The 13,975-nt window shown below is 65.9% G+C and carries 14 protein-coding genes; 10 read left to right on the top strand and 4 right to left on the bottom strand.

The annotated features are described in order from the left end of the window. Positions 1-32 precede the first annotated feature (32 nt). The 4 genes from aroE to mpl all read right to left on the bottom strand — a co-directional run bounded on the left by aroE (position 33) and on the right by mpl (position 5,200). Complete coding sequence (gene aroE, locus L5014_RS05325) at positions 33-953, bottom strand: shikimate dehydrogenase (RefSeq protein WP_238462548.1); 921 nt, start codon at positions 951-953, stop codon at positions 33-35. Further along, the gene (locus L5014_RS05320) at positions 950-3,115 is read right to left on the bottom strand and encodes a ribonuclease catalytic domain-containing protein (protein WP_238462547.1); all 2,166 of its coding nucleotides are present in this window, start codon (positions 3,113-3,115) and stop codon (positions 950-952) included. The genes aroE and L5014_RS05320 overlap by 4 nt, the downstream gene beginning before the upstream one ends. Before the next feature lie 106 nt (positions 3,116-3,221). Next, positions 3,222-3,812, bottom strand: a complete 591-nt coding sequence (locus tag L5014_RS05315; protein WP_238462546.1) for a YqiA/YcfP family alpha/beta fold hydrolase — start codon at positions 3,810-3,812, stop codon at positions 3,222-3,224. After that, entirely contained in the window at positions 3,809-5,200 is a 1,392-nt protein-coding gene (mpl, locus tag L5014_RS05310) for a UDP-N-acetylmuramate:L-alanyl-gamma-D-glutamyl-meso-diaminopimelate ligase (RefSeq protein ID WP_238462545.1), read from the bottom strand. The genes L5014_RS05315 and mpl overlap by 4 nt, the downstream gene beginning before the upstream one ends. A 276-nt stretch (positions 5,201-5,476) precedes the next feature. Between mpl and L5014_RS05305 the strand changes: the two genes are divergently transcribed. The 10 genes from L5014_RS05305 to L5014_RS05260 all read left to right on the top strand — a co-directional run bounded on the left by L5014_RS05305 (position 5,477) and on the right by L5014_RS05260 (position 13,713). Continuing rightward, positions 5,477-6,121 carry a UDP-N-acetylmuramate--alanine ligase gene (locus tag L5014_RS05305; RefSeq protein ID WP_238462544.1) on the top strand — a complete coding sequence of 215 codons (645 nt, stop codon included), beginning with the start codon at positions 5,477-5,479 and terminating at the stop codon, positions 6,119-6,121. Between the two features lie 30 nt (positions 6,122-6,151). After that, a complete protein-coding gene (locus tag L5014_RS05300) occupies positions 6,152-6,697 on the top strand; it encodes a TlpA family protein disulfide reductase (RefSeq protein ID WP_420800019.1) in 546 nt (181 codons plus the stop codon). 205 nt (positions 6,698-6,902) lie between these two features. Next, complete coding sequence (gene aroQ / locus L5014_RS05295) at positions 6,903-7,355, top strand: type II 3-dehydroquinate dehydratase (protein WP_238462542.1); 453 nt, start codon at positions 6,903-6,905, stop codon at positions 7,353-7,355. Positions 7,356-7,458: 103 nt separating this feature from the next. Then, on the top strand, positions 7,459-7,926 hold the full coding sequence (accB, locus tag L5014_RS05290; RefSeq protein ID WP_238462541.1) for an acetyl-CoA carboxylase biotin carboxyl carrier protein: 468 nt from the start codon (positions 7,459-7,461) through the stop codon (positions 7,924-7,926). A 22-nt stretch (positions 7,927-7,948) separates the two neighbouring features. Continuing rightward, positions 7,949-9,316: an acetyl-CoA carboxylase biotin carboxylase subunit gene (gene accC, locus L5014_RS05285; protein ID WP_238462540.1), complete on the top strand. Its 1,368-nt coding sequence runs from the start codon at positions 7,949-7,951 to the stop codon at positions 9,314-9,316. Between the two features lie 3 nt (positions 9,317-9,319). Further along, complete coding sequence (gene prmA / locus L5014_RS05280) at positions 9,320-10,216, top strand: 50S ribosomal protein L11 methyltransferase (protein ID WP_238462539.1); 897 nt, start codon at positions 9,320-9,322, stop codon at positions 10,214-10,216. Positions 10,217-10,338: 122 nt separating this feature from the next. After that, the gene (locus L5014_RS05275; RefSeq protein ID WP_238462538.1) at positions 10,339-11,535 is read left to right on the top strand and encodes a DUF3426 domain-containing protein; all 1,197 of its coding nucleotides are present in this window, start codon (positions 10,339-10,341) and stop codon (positions 11,533-11,535) included. A 100-nt stretch (positions 11,536-11,635) separates the two neighbouring features. Continuing rightward, positions 11,636-12,136, top strand: coding sequence for a thiol peroxidase (gene tpx / locus L5014_RS05270; protein WP_238462537.1), 501 nt, complete (start codon positions 11,636-11,638; stop codon positions 12,134-12,136). A gap of 106 nt (positions 12,137-12,242) precedes the next feature. After that, positions 12,243-13,184, top strand: coding sequence for a carbohydrate kinase family protein (locus tag L5014_RS05265; RefSeq protein WP_238462536.1), 942 nt, complete (start codon positions 12,243-12,245; stop codon positions 13,182-13,184). A gap of 52 nt (positions 13,185-13,236) precedes the next feature. Continuing rightward, positions 13,237-13,713 carry an outer membrane lipoprotein gene (locus tag L5014_RS05260; RefSeq protein ID WP_238462535.1) on the top strand — a complete coding sequence of 159 codons (477 nt, stop codon included), beginning with the start codon at positions 13,237-13,239 and terminating at the stop codon, positions 13,711-13,713. Positions 13,714-13,975 lie beyond the last annotated feature (262 nt).

The raw sequence follows: 13,975 nt of genomic DNA, 5'->3' as shown, positions 1-13,975 counted from the left end.
TCTATGTCGACGTCAGGCAGCGGTGGCGTGCGTCAGGCTTGCGCCGCCAGTTGCTTGCGCAGCGCGGCCAGCACGGGCGCGCCGTCGGGACGCACGCCGCGCCACACGAAAAACGACTCGGCGGCCTGCTCGACCAGCATCCCGAGCCCGTCCGATGCGCGCGCACCGAGCGATTCGGCATGGCGCATGAACACGGTGGGTTCAGCGCCGTACATCATGTCATAGGCGAGCGTCCCCGCGCCGAACGCACGTGCGTCGCACTCGGGCAGCGCGGCGTCGAGACTGCCGGCCGTCGCATTGACGATCACGTCGTAGGGCTTCGGATCGATCGGGTCGCGATAGACCGGGTCGCGATAGACCGGGTCGCGATAGACCGGGTCGCGAAAGACCGCATCCGGTCCGCCGCCGTTGATGAGGCAAGCGGCCTCGCGCGCAGCGGCTTCGAATTGCTCGACGAGCGCATGCGCCTTTTGCGCGGTGCGGTTCACGATGGTGATCTCGCGCGGTTGGCGCTCGAGCATCGGCAGCACGACGCCGCGCGCCGCGCCCCCCGCGCCCAGCAGCAGCACGCGCGCGCCCTTGAGCGAGACGCCCAGATTCACCTCGATGTCGCGAACGAGCCCGAAACCGTCGGTGTTGTCGCCGAAAATGCCGTCTTCGTCGAAGCGCAGCGTGTTCACAGCGCCCGCCGCCGCCGCACGCGGCGACAGTCTGCTTGCAAGCGCATGCGCCTCCAGCTTGAACGGCACGGTCACGTTCAGGCCACGGCCGCCCGCCGCGCGAAACGCCTGCACGTGCTCGACGAAGCCGTCGAGCGGCGCGAGCAGGCGGTCGTATTCGACGGGCTCGCCGGTCGCGGCGGCAAACTGCGCGTGAATGTACGGCGACTTGCTATGCGCGACCGGATTGCCGACCACGGCATAGCGGTCACGCTGGATTGGGTCGGCGCTCATGCGCGTGGCTCCGTGGCGCGCGTTTCGGACACATGCGCGGATTGCTGCTCTTCCTCGCCTGCCTGCGTATCGCCCTCACCTTCGCCCTCACCTTCGCCTTCAGCCGCATCGCCAGGCGTCCCGGCTTCGGCCTGCGCTTCCGCTTCGCTTTCGGCGGAGTCGTCGGCGGCTTCGATAAGCTCTTCGTCGTCGCCCGCGTCTTCTTCGGCTTGCTCGCCGCTCGTCACGACTGGCGCGTCGAGCACACGCAGCATGCGCACCGACGCCTCGATCGTCAACTCGTCAATCGACATCACTTCCATCATCAGGCGCGTGCCGCGCGCGTGCACACCGAGCGCGGGCACATGCATGAGCAGCGGCACTTCCTCGAAGCGCACGAGGTCGTCCTTCACCACCGTTGCGGGGAATTCCCGACGAGGTTCACAGCCGCCGTCGCCGCGCATCTCCTGCTGGAGCCAGCGCAGGCACCAGAAGTACTCCATGCGGCGCTGGTGGTCGGCGTAGGCGGTGTAAGTCTCGTCGAAGCCCTGCACGACGGCGAACAGATCAGCGTCCTTGGGCTTGAACGGCGCGACCAGCTTGGCCGCCACGCCGTGCTCGACGCACGCGAGCAACTGCCACTGGTTCACGAGGTCGACATAGCGGCGCAGCGGCGAGGTGCTCCACGCGTACTGCGCGACACCAAGGCCTTCGTGCGGCGCGGCGTTGGTCTGCATGCGCGTGCGCTTCGGGCCCGTGGGCGCGCCGAACGCGCGCTGCGAGCGATAGATGCCCGGCACGCCGTGATCGTTGAGGAACGCGCCCCACGTGGAGTTCGCGAGAATCGCCAGTTCCGCGACGATCATGTCGAGCGGCGAGCCGCGGCGGCGCGGCGTGATGCTGACGTGCTCGCCTTCCACGTAGAAGTTGTAGTCGGTGTTGCGCTGCACTTCGCGGCGCAGGCCGTAGCCCGCGCGCGCCTGCTGGCGCTTCTCGAAGAGCGCCTGTGCGAACGGCCACAGCACGGCGATATCTTCTTTGTGCGGATAGTCGCCCGTGCCCGCCGCGAGCGTTTCTTCGGTGACGACTTCGTCGAGCGTGTTGTGGCGCAGGTTGTTCTTCACGAACACGCGCTCGGCGCGCGTTTCCGTGGCGACGATCTCCTGCGTCTCGCGGTTCACGATGCTGTAGAGCGAGAGCGCCGGGCGCATGCCGCCCTCCTTCAGCGTGAAGGCGTCGACGAAATCGTCCGGCAGCATGGTGATCTTGTCGCCGGGCATGTACACCGTCGACAGACGTGTGCGCGCGACCGTGTCGGCCGTGTCGCCGCGCTTGATGCCCAGCGCCGGCGCCGCGATGTGAATGCCGATGCGCACGCGGCCGTCGGCGAGATGCTCGATCGAGAACGCATCATCGATTTCGGTTGTGGTGACGTCGTCGATCGAGAACGCTTGCACGTGCTCGGCTGCATCGGGCAGATCGTCGGGCAGCGCGCCCACTTCCACGCCCGGAAAGCCAGTGCCATGCGGGAAGAATTCAGCGAGGAAGCGCGCCTCGTGCAGCGCGCGCGGCGAGGCAATGCCGCCGCATTCGAGCATCAGGCGCGGCATCGAAATGCCGCGTGCGGCCGCCGCCGCTTCGAGCGCCTTGTATTCGATCGTGTTCTTGTCGGGCTTGGTGAGCAGACCCAGCGCCTTGTCCTTGAGCGCCTCGGGCAGCTTGCCCGCCTTGAGCTCCTCTTCGTAGCCCGCCTGCACGAGCGCCTGCTGACGCTTGCGTTCGAGCGACGCGAGCGCCATCTTCAGTTGCTCTTCCGGCGCGCGCTGATACTGCCCGCGGCCCTTGCGGCGGAAGTACACGGGCGAGCCATGCAGACGCAGCACGAGCGCAGCGCGCTCGACCGGGCCGTAGGTTTCGCCGAAGTACTCGCTCGCGAGCGCCGTATAGGCGAATTCCTCGGCGGGCGCGCATTCCCACAGGAAATCGAGATCGATATCCTGCGCGGCGGCGTCCGCCTGCTCCAGCAGATCGCCGGCAGCGGGCTTCTCGAATTCGATCAGCACATCTTTCGCGCGCACCTTGGCGCGCCGCCCACCCGGCAACTCGACCTGAAACGCATCGCCCTGGCGCGACAGCACGCTGCCCGCCTTGAAACTGCCCGATTCCTCAAAGAAGACGTTCACTCAACACTCTCGTTCAGACTTGCTTGAACCGCAGGGGCGGTGCGCCCTGGCGGTGCTGCTGTATACATATAGGCGTTCGCGCGCGCGACGCGAACGGGGCGACGCATCAAGGTGCGTCGCCGGGCGGCGCTCCGCAAAACCGGATCACGTCGTCGACGTAATCGGCGAATTCGCTGATGCCGTGGTCGCTGCCATCGATCAGGCGCGTCTTCGCGCCCGGATAATGCGCGAGCATCTCGCGATAATCGAGCACCTCGTCGCCGGTTGCGGCGATCAGATAGTAGCGCTGCGGCTCGGTCACCTTGATAACGGCCAGCGCGCGCAACTCTTCCAGATGATGCGGCTCCACGACGATGCTGCCACCGCCATGCCAGAGCGGCTGCTCGCCCAGATACTTCGACAGATCGCGGTCCGGCACCACGGCCGGATTGAGCAGCACCGCGCGCCAGCCGTGCTTTTCGGCCAGATGCGTGGCGAAGAAACCGCCAAGCGAGCTGCCGATCAGTGTGATGCACTCGCCCGCTTTCGCCCGTGCGGCGATCTCGCGCTCGACGATGGCCACCGTCTCGAACGGCGAAACCGGCAGCGTCGGGCACAGCCACTCGTCGCCGCGCCCGAGCGCCGTGAGGCGTGCGTCCAGCAAACGCGCCTTGAACGACTGCGGCGACGAGCGGAATCCGTGCAGATAGACGATCACGCCGCGCTCCGCGCCGAAAGCGCATCGAGCAGCTTCTGATGCACGCCGCCGAACCCGCCGTTGCTCATCACAAGCACCTGGTCGCCAGGACGCGCCGCCGCGACCACAGCCTTCACTAACGCGTCGAGATCGTGATACGCGCGTGCTTTCTCGCCCAGCGGCGCGAGCGCACCCGCGAGATCCCAGCCGAGCGCATCCTTGCCGCCCGGTGCGCCGTAGCCGAACACGAGGTCGGCATCGGCGAGGCTGGCAGGCAGTTGCGCCTTCATCACGCCAAGCTTCATCGTGTTCGAGCGCGGCTCGAGCACGGCGAGAATGCGCGTATTGTCGCTACCCACGCGCGTGCGCAACCCGGCGATAGTCGTTTCGATCGCCGTGGGATGGTGCGCGAAGTCGTCATAAACCGTCACGCCGTCCACGCTGCCACGCACTTCCATGCGGCGCTTGACGTTGTGGAACGTCGAAAGCGAGGCCGCCGCCTGCGCGGGTGGCACGCCCACGCTGCGTGCGGCGGCGATGGCCGCGAGCGCGTTCATGCGGTTGTGATCGCCCTGGATCTGCCAGTCGACCACGCCCACGCGCTCGCTGTTGTGATAGACCGCGAAGCGCTCGTCAAGCGGCGCGCCTTGCTCGGCGGGCAGCGCCTGCCAGCCGCCATCCACGCCGAAGCGCTCGACATCGCTCCACACGCCGCGCGCAAGCACGCGTTCGAGCGCATCGCTGCGCCCGTTCGAGACCACGCGGCCCACGCCCGGAATAGTGCGCACGAGGTGGTGGAACTGCGTCTCGATGGCGGCGAGATCGGGGAAGATGTCGGCGTGATCGAATTCGAGGTTATTCAGCACCGCGGTACGCGGACGGTAATGGACGAACTTCGAGCGCTTGTCGAAGAACGCCGTGTCGTACTCGTCGGCCTCGATCACGAAGAAGCTCGAATCGGTAAGGCGCGCCGAGATGCCGAAGTTCAGCGGCACGCCGCCGATCAGAAAGCCGGGATTCAGGCCTGCGTCTTCGAGCAGCCACGCGAGCATCGAACTCGTGGTGGTCTTGCCGTGCGTGCCCGCCACGGCGAGCACCCACTTGTCGCGCAACACATGCTCGCCGAGCCACTGCGGCCCCGACGTGTACGGCAGGCCGCGATTGAGGATCTCCTCCATCAGCGGATTGCCGCGCGAGACCACGTTGCCGATCACATAGAGATCGGGATTGAGCTCGGTCTGGCTCGCGTCGTAACCCTCGATCAGGCGAATACCCTGCGCTTCGAGCTGGGTGCTCATCGGCGGATACACGCCTGCGTCGCAGCCGGTCACCGTGTGGCCCGCGCTGCGCGCGAGCACGGCGAGACCGCCCATGAACGTGCCGCAGATGCCGAGGATATGGATGTGCATAAGCCTGTCGCGCCGCGCGGGCGTCGTGAACGGGTTAAATGGGTTAACGCGGGTTAAACGCGCGGAGTTAAACGGTTTATCGGGATGGGTGCAGCAGAACGGCGACGCCTGGTCGCCGGAGCAAAGAACGGTATTGTACCCGAGGCCCTGCGGCTTTTTCGCCGCCGCGGGCCGACGAGCGGCCGGTGTGGACCGGCCAGGCCCCGATGCGCGCCGCACCGGACGCCAACCAGGGCACCACCCAGAACGCCATGCGATCTCTAGTATGATGGACGCATGGTTCGCAGATCACATTTCGATCCCCAGCGCGTGCGCGAGGAAATCGCCATTGCGGCAGCAAGGATGATCGCCGAGGATGGCCTCGACTACGCCACCGCCAAACGCAAGGCCGCGCGGCAGGTGGTGGGGGATACGCGTATCGAAGGCGCCTGGCTGCCCGATAACGACCAGATCGAAGACGAAATCCGCGAATATCAGGCCCTCTTTCAGGGCGAGCACCAGCCAGCAATACTCCGGCGCCTGCGCGAGATCGCGCTCGAATGGATGCGGCGGCTCGAGCCGTTCAATCCGTTCCTCACCGGCGCGGTACTCAACGGCACGGCCGGCGAGCACTCGGATATCCATCTGCAGATTTTCTGCGACAACGCGAAGGACGTCGCGATCTGGCTCCTGAACGCGAACGTGCAGTATGACGTCTCGGAAACGCGCCATTTCGCGGCGCGCGGCTACGTGGAGACGTTCAGTTTCATGTGGCAGCCGGCGCGCGACGAGGAGCCGGTGGGCATACACGTTGCGCTCTACAATACCGACGACCTGCGCGGCGCCGTGCGCGCCGATGCGCGCGGGCGTCTGCCGCGCGCGAATGCGCAGGCGCTCCAGGCGCTGATCGACGAAAGCGGCGCCACCTCCTCCACCACCTGACTCCTATAGAGCTTAAGCGCAGCAATGAACATGAAGCGGATTCTGGCCGGCGTCGCAGTGGCGGCGGTGGCAGCCGGCGGCGGCATCCTGGCCGGGCATTATGCAAACAGCGGCAACTCCGGCGTAGCCGATGCAGCATCGGTCGCAAACAAGCAAGGTGCAACAGGCCAGCTCTGGGCCGCCGCCGTAACCACCCCCGACGGCAAACCCCAATCGCTCTCTATCTATAAAGGCCGCCCGATCGTGGTCAACTTCTGGGCGTCGTGGTGCGGGCCTTGTGTCGAAGAGATGCCCGAGCTCTCCGCGCTGCAGCGCGAGTACGCGAAAAAAGGCATCCAGTTCGTTGGCCTCGGCGTCGATTCGGCCGCGAACATCCAGAACTTTCTCAAGAAAGTGCCGGTCGACTATCCGATCTACATTGCCGGATTCGGCGGCGCCGATGTCGCGCGCGCGTTCGGCAACGCCGCTGGTGGCTTGCCCTATACCGTCGTAATCGACGCGAACGGCGCGGTACGCGCGACAAAATTAGGCCAAATCAAGATGGACGAGCTGCGCCACACGCTGGATACGCTCTGACGCAGTCCAAATGCGCTGGAACAATTGACCGGGGCTTAACGGCCGTACGGCACTTTTTGCCGCGGAATTTAGGGAAGTTACCAGAAGATCGGCCCGAGCGCGCCGCTCAGCACGTGCTCGGGGCCATATCCTTCGTATGGAAAACTAGACAAATTTCTCTAATCGGCGCTAAAGTTCGCGCAATTCCACGGAAAAAGAAGCCACCATGACGCGACTGCTGGTTCTGCACGGCCCCAACCTCAATCTTCTCGGCACCCGGGAACCCGAGGTCTATGGGCGCGTGACGCTGCCACAGATCGATCAAGCGCTTGTCGACCGTGCCGCCGACGCGGGCGTGGAGCTGGCAACGTTCCAGAGCAACCACGAAGGCGCGCTGGTGGACCGCATTCAGGCGGCCCGCAGCGAGCAAACGGATTTCATCCTGATCAACCCGGCTGCGTACACGCACACGAGCGTGGCGATCCGGGACGCGCTGGCGGGCGTCGGCATTCCGTTCGTCGAGATTCATCTCTCGAACGTGCATCGCCGCGAGGCCTTCCGGCATCACTCGTATTTTTCCGACCAGGCCGAGGGTGTCATCTGCGGCCTCGGCTGGAAGGGTTATCTCTACGCGCTCGAATACGCGCTCGACCGGCTCGCGGCTGGTTCGGCCGCGTGACTTCGGCGGCAAGAGACCGACGCATTCTGCAAGACAACACCAATCCCGTGCCGGGGCGCGCGCGCCACGGCACCTCACGTATGCAAAGCAAGGGGGCTGCACCATGGATCTACGTAAGCTGAAGACTCTGATCGACCTCGTCTCCGAATCGGGCATCTCGGAGCTCGAAGTCACCGAGGGCGAAGGCAAGGTGCGCATCGTCAAGAATGCGCCCCCGGTTTACGTGCAGCCGGCCGCGGCGCAATACGCCGCACCGGTCATGGGCGCACCCGCCGCTGCGCCGGGCCACGTTGGCGAAGCCGCAGCGCCCGCCGCTGCCGCGCCGGCCGTGCCGCAAGGCCATATCGTGACCTCGCCGATGGTCGGCACGTTCTACCGCGCACCGTCGCCGGGCGCAGACCCGTTCGTGCAAGTGGGCGACACGGTCAAGGAAGGCCAGACGCTGTGCATCATCGAAGCGATGAAGCTGCTCAACGAGATCGAAGCGGACGCAGCCGGCGTCATCAAGGAAATCCTCGTCGACAACGGCCAGGCGGTCGAATACGGCCAGCCGCTTTTCGTGATCGCCTAAGGCCCGAGGGCGAATACCCACCATGTTTGAAAAAATTCTCATTGCCAACCGTGGCGAAATCGCGCTGCGCATCCAGCGCGCGTGCCGCGAGCTTGGCGTCAAGACGGTCGTCGTCTATTCGGAAGCCGACAAGGAAGCCAAGTACGTAAAGCTCGCCGACGAAGCGGTCTGTATCGGCCCGGCGCCTTCGAACCTGAGCTATCTGAACATGCCGGCGCTCATCAGCGCGGCCGAAGTCACCGACGCCGAAGCGATCCACCCCGGCTACGGCTTCCTCTCCGAGAACGCGGACTTCGCCGAGCGCGTCGAGCAATCGGGCTTCACGTTCATCGGCCCGCGCCCGGAAACGATCCGCATGATGGGCGACAAGGTCACGGCCAAGCAGACCATGATCAAGACCGGCGTGCCCTGCGTGCCGGGATCGGAAGGCGCGCTGCCCGACGATCCGAAGGAAATCGTGAAGATCGCGCGTGCGATCGGCTACCCCGTCATCATCAAGGCGGCGGGCGGCGGCGGCGGGCGCGGCATGCGCGTGGTGCACACGGAAGCGGCGCTCGTGAACGCGGTCAACATGACGCGTGAGGAAGCCGGCCGTGCGTTCGGCAACCCGCAGGTCTACATGGAGAAGTACCTCGAGAATCCGCGTCACATCGAAATCCAGATTCTCGCGGACTCGTTCAAGAACGCAGTGTGGCTAGGCGAGCGCGACTGCTCCATGCAGCGCCGCCACCAGAAGGTGATCGAGGAAGCGCCGGCGCCGGGCATCGCGCGCCGCCTGCTCGACCGCATCGGCGACCGCTGCGCCGACGCCTGCAAGAAGATGGGCTACCTCGGCGCGGGCACGTTCGAGTTCCTGTACGAAAACGGCGAGTTCTATTTCATCGAAATGAACACGCGCGTGCAGGTCGAGCACCCGGTCACTGAGTTGATCACGGGCATCGACATCGTCCAGGAGCAGATCCGCATCGCTGCGGGCGAAAAGCTCTCGTTCCGCCAGCGCGACATCCAGCTGAAGGGCCATTCGATCGAGTGCCGTATCAACGCCGAAGATCCGTTCAAGTTCACGCCGTCGCCGGGACGTCTCACGTCGTGGCACATGCCGGGCGGCCCCGGCGTGCGCGTGGATTCGCATGCCTACAATGGCTATTTCGTGCCGCCGAACTATGATTCGATGATCGGCAAGCTGATCACCTACGGCGCCACGCGCGAGCAGGCCATTCAGCGTATGCGTATCGCGCTCTCGGAAATGGTGGTCGAAGGCATCCTGACCAACATCCCGCTGCACCGCGAGCTGATGCTCGATGCGAAGTTCGTCGAAGGCGGCACGAGCATTCACTACCTCGAAAGCCGTCTGGCCGAACGCCAGGCTGTGAAGAAGGACGAAGCGTAATTCATGAGCTACCGGGAACTGATCGTCGAGCTTGAGCGCGAGCGCGCGGAAGAACTCTCCGACGCGCTGATCGAGCTTGGCGCCCTCTCGGTGTCGGTGGAAGACGCCGACGCCGACACGCCCGACGAGCAGCCGCTCTTCGGCGAGCCGGGCCTCACGCCCGAGCGCACTGCGTGGCAGCATTCGCGCGTGATCGCGCTGGTCGGCGACGATCAGGATCCCGCCGTGCTGCTCGCGGCTGCGGCGAACGAGCTCGGCCTCGCTGAAGCGCCGAAGTTCTCGCTGCGCGAAGTCGAGGAGCAGGACTGGGTGCGGCTCACGCAGTCGCAGTTCGATCCGATCCAGATCGGCGAGCGCATCTGGGTCGTGCCCTCGTGGCACGACGCACCCGACCCGAGCGCGCTCGTGCTCGAGCTCGATCCGGGCCTTGCGTTCGGCACCGGCAGCCACCCCACCACGCGGTTGTGCATGGAGTGGCTCGAGCAGCATGTGCAGGCGGGCAATTCGCTGCTCGACTACGGCTGCGGCTCGGGCATCCTCGCGATCCTCGCGAAGAAGTGCGGCGCGAATCCGGTGATCGGCATCGACATCGACCCGCAGGCGGTCGAGTCGGCGCGCCACAACAGCGAGCGCAATCACGCCGACGTCACTTACGGCCTGCCCGACGACTGCCCCGCTGGCGAGTTCGACATCGTCGTCGCCAACATTCTTTCGAATCCGCTCAAGCTGATGGCGTCGATGCTTTCGTCGCGCGTGAAGCCGGGCGGACGGCTCGCGCTCTCCGGCATCCTCGCGCGTCAGGCAGAGGAAGTGGCGCAGGTCTACGAGCGCTGGATCGACATCTCGGTCTGGCGCGAGCACGAAGGCTGGGTCTGCCTCACCGGCACGCGGCGCGCGTAGACACGCAGGCACGGCGCGCGCTGGACCTGTTCGCGCCCCAAGCGCGACAGGGCGAAGTCGTAGACCGCCGCGGATTGCCAGTAGAATGCGGGTATCGCCAACCCTCCGGTTCCACGGCACACATGCTTCTGGCAACGCGCTGTCCCTTCTGCGAAACCGTTTTCCGTATCCAGCCGGCGCACCTCGCCGCGCGCCGCGGCCTCGTGCGCTGCGGGCATTGTCAGGAAGCGTTCGACGCGTCGGGTAGCTTGTACGAGCTGCCCGAAAGCGGCGATTTCGCTCAGGCCACGCCCGTCGCGGCCGATATTGCCGCAAGCCTGACCACACCGACCGCACAGCAGGCTGCGCCTGCTCATGCCCCCGAGCCGACGGCCGATCAGCCGCCCCGTGGCGAGCCTGCGGCGGCACCCGAGGGATCCGCACCGGCGAGCGCACCGAACTTCTCGGGCCGCGCCTGGGATCCGTGGGCCCCGCGTCCCGACAGCAACCTCGACCCCGAGCTGCAGTACAACGCCAGCCATCTGCCGCGTCCGAGCCTTGCTGCAACGCGCGGCGCCGAGATGCGCATCGTCCAGGACGACGAGCCCACGCTCTCGCGCCCCCTCTCGCAACCCATTGGGCAGGGTACGACGCCCCAGCAACAAGCGGGGATGTCCGGCCCCGTCGAGCCGACCCTTTCTGCGAACGAAACAATTCGCAGGCCCCATGCCGACCCCGAGCCCGTGCTGCGCCGCGCGCCAGCCGACTCGTCCGCCGCCCCACCGTTCACCGCGCTCGAGCCCAACGCCGGCGGCGCGCCCTTCGCGGTCACGCGTGAAGCGCCCGCTCACGTGAAGCGCCGCACGGGCTGGCGCATCGTGGGCGTGCTGATCGTCCTCGCGCTTCTCGCCACGCTGGCCGCACAGCTCGCATGGTGGTTGCGCGAAACCGTCATGGTCCACTGGCCCGCTTCGCAGCCCTACTATCAACAGGCTTGTGCGCAGCTCGGGTGCCACGTAGGCCCGCCGCGCGACATCAACGGGCTTCAGATCCAGCCGTCCGATCTGCGCCAGGTGGACGATCCGCATCATCTGGAGTTGAAGGTGCCGCTGCGTAACCGCTTCGACGTGGCGCTCGCCTGGCCGGCCATGGAACTCACGCTGCTCGACAGCCAGAACAACGTCGTGCTGCGCCGCGTTTTGTGGCCGCAGGATTATGTGCCGCCCGGCACGCGCATCGAGGCCGGCATGGCCGCGCAGAGCACGCAGACGATGATCGTGCGGCTCGATACCGGCAACGTCGTCGCATCGAACTTCCGCATCGAAATCTTCTACCCCTGAATTACCGCGCCGGCGCCCACTTCGCACCGGTGCGCGTTTCCTGCGCCCGGCCACGGCGGGCGCCATTCACCACAACAGCATTGCATTCGGAGAGCACATCATGAGTCAAGTCACGCTAGGCGGTAACCCGATCGACGTCGCCGGCACCTTCCCGACGGCCGGTCAGAAGGCCCCCGCGTTCTCGCTCGTCGGCCGCGACCTCAAGCCCGTTTCGCTCGCCGACTTCGCCGGCAAGCGCAAGGTGCTGAACATCGTGCCGAGTCTCGACACGCCGGTCTGCGCCACCTCCACGCGCAAGTTCAACGAAGCGGCGGCCAAGCTCGACAACACGGCCGTCGTCGTGATCTCGGGCGATCTGCCGTTCGCCGCCGCGCGCTTCTGCACGACCGAAGGCATCGAGAACGTCGTCACGGCGTCGACCTTCCGCGGCCATGAGTTCGCGCAAGCCTACGGCGTTGACGTCACGAGCGGCCCGCTGACGGGCCTCACGGCGCGCGCCGTGGTGGTCATCGACGCGAACGACAATGTCGTCTACGCCGAGCGCGTCGGCGAAATCAAGAACGAGCCGAACTACGACGCCGCGCTCGCCGCCCTGAAGTAATACCCGGCGCGGCGCGCGTGAATCGAACACAGTTCTGGCGCAATACGGCTCCATACCCCTCGCGCCGCGCCGCCCTTCCACCACACGCATTACAGGAATCCCCGCCTTGGCTACGCTGATCTGCGGCTCGCTCGCCTACGACAACATCATGACCTTCGAAGGCCGCTTTCGGGAACACATCCTGCCCGAGCAGGTGCATATCCTGAACGTGAGCTTTCTCGTGCCGACGATGCGCCGCGAATTCGGCGGCTGCGCGGGCAATATCGCTTACTCGCTGCATCTGCTGGGCGGCGACGCGCGCATCATGGCGACACTCGGTGGCGCCGATGGCCAACTCTATCTCGATCGGCTCGACACGCTCGCGCTCTCGAAGGCGCACGTGCGCGTGCTGCCCGACACGTGGTCCGCGCAGGCGATGATCACGACCGATCTCGAAAACAATCAGATCACGGCTTTCCACCCGGGCGCGATGATGCAATCGCACCTGAACCGCGCCGACGAAGCGCCCGGCATCCAGCTCGGCATCGTCGCCCCGGACGGTTTCGACGGCATGGTCCAGCACGTGGAGCAGTTCGCGAATGCGGGCGTCCCGTTTGTCTTCGATCCGGGTCAAGGATTGCCGCTTTTCGACGGTGCGTCGCTTCGACGCGCCATTGAACTTGCGACCTATGTGACGGTCAACGACTACGAAGCCAGTCTGGTCAGCCATCGCACCGGCTGGTCGCTCGAAGAAATCGCGAGCCGCGTCGATGCGCTCATCGTCACGCGTGGCGAGCACGGTTCGCAGATCTACCACGGCGGCGGCATCGAAGAAATTCCGCCGGTGAAGGCCGAACGGGTGCTCGATCCCACCGGTTGCGGCGACGCCTTCCGCGGCGGGCTGCTCTACGGTATCGAGAACGGCCTCGGCTGGGCCACCACAGGACGTCTCGCGAGCCTGATGGGCGCGCTGAAGATCGAGCATCTCGGGCCGCAAAACTACGCGCCCACGCGAGCGCAAATCAAGGAACGATTCAAGGCGGCGTTCGGCGACGAACTGCCCCTCTGAATCCGGGTGCCGCCTCCTTTGTCACAGGTGGCGCTCATTGGAGTTACGGGAAATGAAAACAACAAGTCGTCTGATCGTTGCCGTCATGATCGCGGGCTCGCTCGCCATGACCGGCTGCGCCTATAACAGCAGTTCCGCCGATGTCTACACCGCCTCGCAGGCGCAGCGCGAAGCCACTGTGCGCATGGCCACGGTCGAAAGCGTACGTGCGGTGAAGATCAGCTCCAACAACGGCCAGCCGAGCGGGATCGGCGCAGTGGGCGGCGGCGCGCTCGGCGCAGTGGCGGGCAGCCAGATCGGTGGCGGCACGGGCTCGATCATCACTGGCATCATCGGCGGCATCGCGGGTGCCGTGGCCGGCAATGCGGTCGAGAACGGCGTGGCAATGCACAACGGCCTCGAGATCACGGTGCGTCTCGACAACGGCGACTACCGCGCCATCACGCAAGCCGCCACCGGCGAGGTCTTCCAGGCCGGCGAGCGTGTGCGCCTGGTCTCGAGCGGAGGCGTCACGCGCGTGACGCACTGATAACCAGTTTCCCCTGTACCGCAGCGGCGCCTCGCGCCTTCCTGCGGAACCTCAGGCGCATGTGCTCCCCTGTGCATGCGCCTTTTTTCATGTCCGCGCCAAACCTCGCTGCTGACGCAGGTAGCCCCCGGACGCGGCACGTGAACGGAAAAGCGTGAACGAAAAAAAAATCCCGTCGCGGATTAACCCGGCGACGGGATTCGGAGCGGGCCCGGCGTTCGTGCCTGCAGACGCATCCGCGGACACAGCGCCCAACCCTGCC

Origin of the sequence: Paraburkholderia tagetis, from assembly GCF_022213065.1 — a bacterium.
GTDB classification, from domain to species: Bacteria; Pseudomonadota; Gammaproteobacteria; order Burkholderiales; family Burkholderiaceae; genus Paraburkholderia; species Paraburkholderia tagetis.
Note: the sequence above shows the minus strand (reverse complement) of the source record. Positions and strands in the feature narration are given on the sequence as shown.

What these genes read in the sequence shown, in the direction of transcription:
- aroE (WP_238462548.1), bottom strand. Translation starts at nt 953, where the DNA reads ATGAGCGCCGACCCAATCCAGCGTGACCGCTATGCCGTGGTCGGCAAT.
- mpl (WP_238462545.1), bottom strand. Translation starts at nt 5,200, where the DNA reads ATGCACATCCATATCCTCGGCATCTGCGGCACGTTCATGGGCGGTCTC.
- L5014_RS05305 (WP_238462544.1), top strand. Translation starts at nt 5,477, where the DNA reads ATGGTTCGCAGATCACATTTCGATCCCCAGCGCGTGCGCGAGGAAATC.
- L5014_RS05300 (WP_420800019.1), top strand. Translation starts at nt 6,152, where the DNA reads ATGAAGCGGATTCTGGCCGGCGTCGCAGTGGCGGCGGTGGCAGCCGGC.
- aroQ (WP_238462542.1), top strand. Translation starts at nt 6,903, where the DNA reads ATGACGCGACTGCTGGTTCTGCACGGCCCCAACCTCAATCTTCTCGGC.
- accB (WP_238462541.1), top strand. Translation starts at nt 7,459, where the DNA reads ATGGATCTACGTAAGCTGAAGACTCTGATCGACCTCGTCTCCGAATCG.
- accC (WP_238462540.1), top strand. Translation starts at nt 7,949, where the DNA reads ATGTTTGAAAAAATTCTCATTGCCAACCGTGGCGAAATCGCGCTGCGC.
- prmA (WP_238462539.1), top strand. Translation starts at nt 9,320, where the DNA reads ATGAGCTACCGGGAACTGATCGTCGAGCTTGAGCGCGAGCGCGCGGAA.
- L5014_RS05275 (WP_238462538.1), top strand. Translation starts at nt 10,339, where the DNA reads ATGCTTCTGGCAACGCGCTGTCCCTTCTGCGAAACCGTTTTCCGTATC.
- tpx (WP_238462537.1), top strand. Translation starts at nt 11,636, where the DNA reads ATGAGTCAAGTCACGCTAGGCGGTAACCCGATCGACGTCGCCGGCACC.
- L5014_RS05260 (WP_238462535.1), top strand. Translation starts at nt 13,237, where the DNA reads ATGAAAACAACAAGTCGTCTGATCGTTGCCGTCATGATCGCGGGCTCG.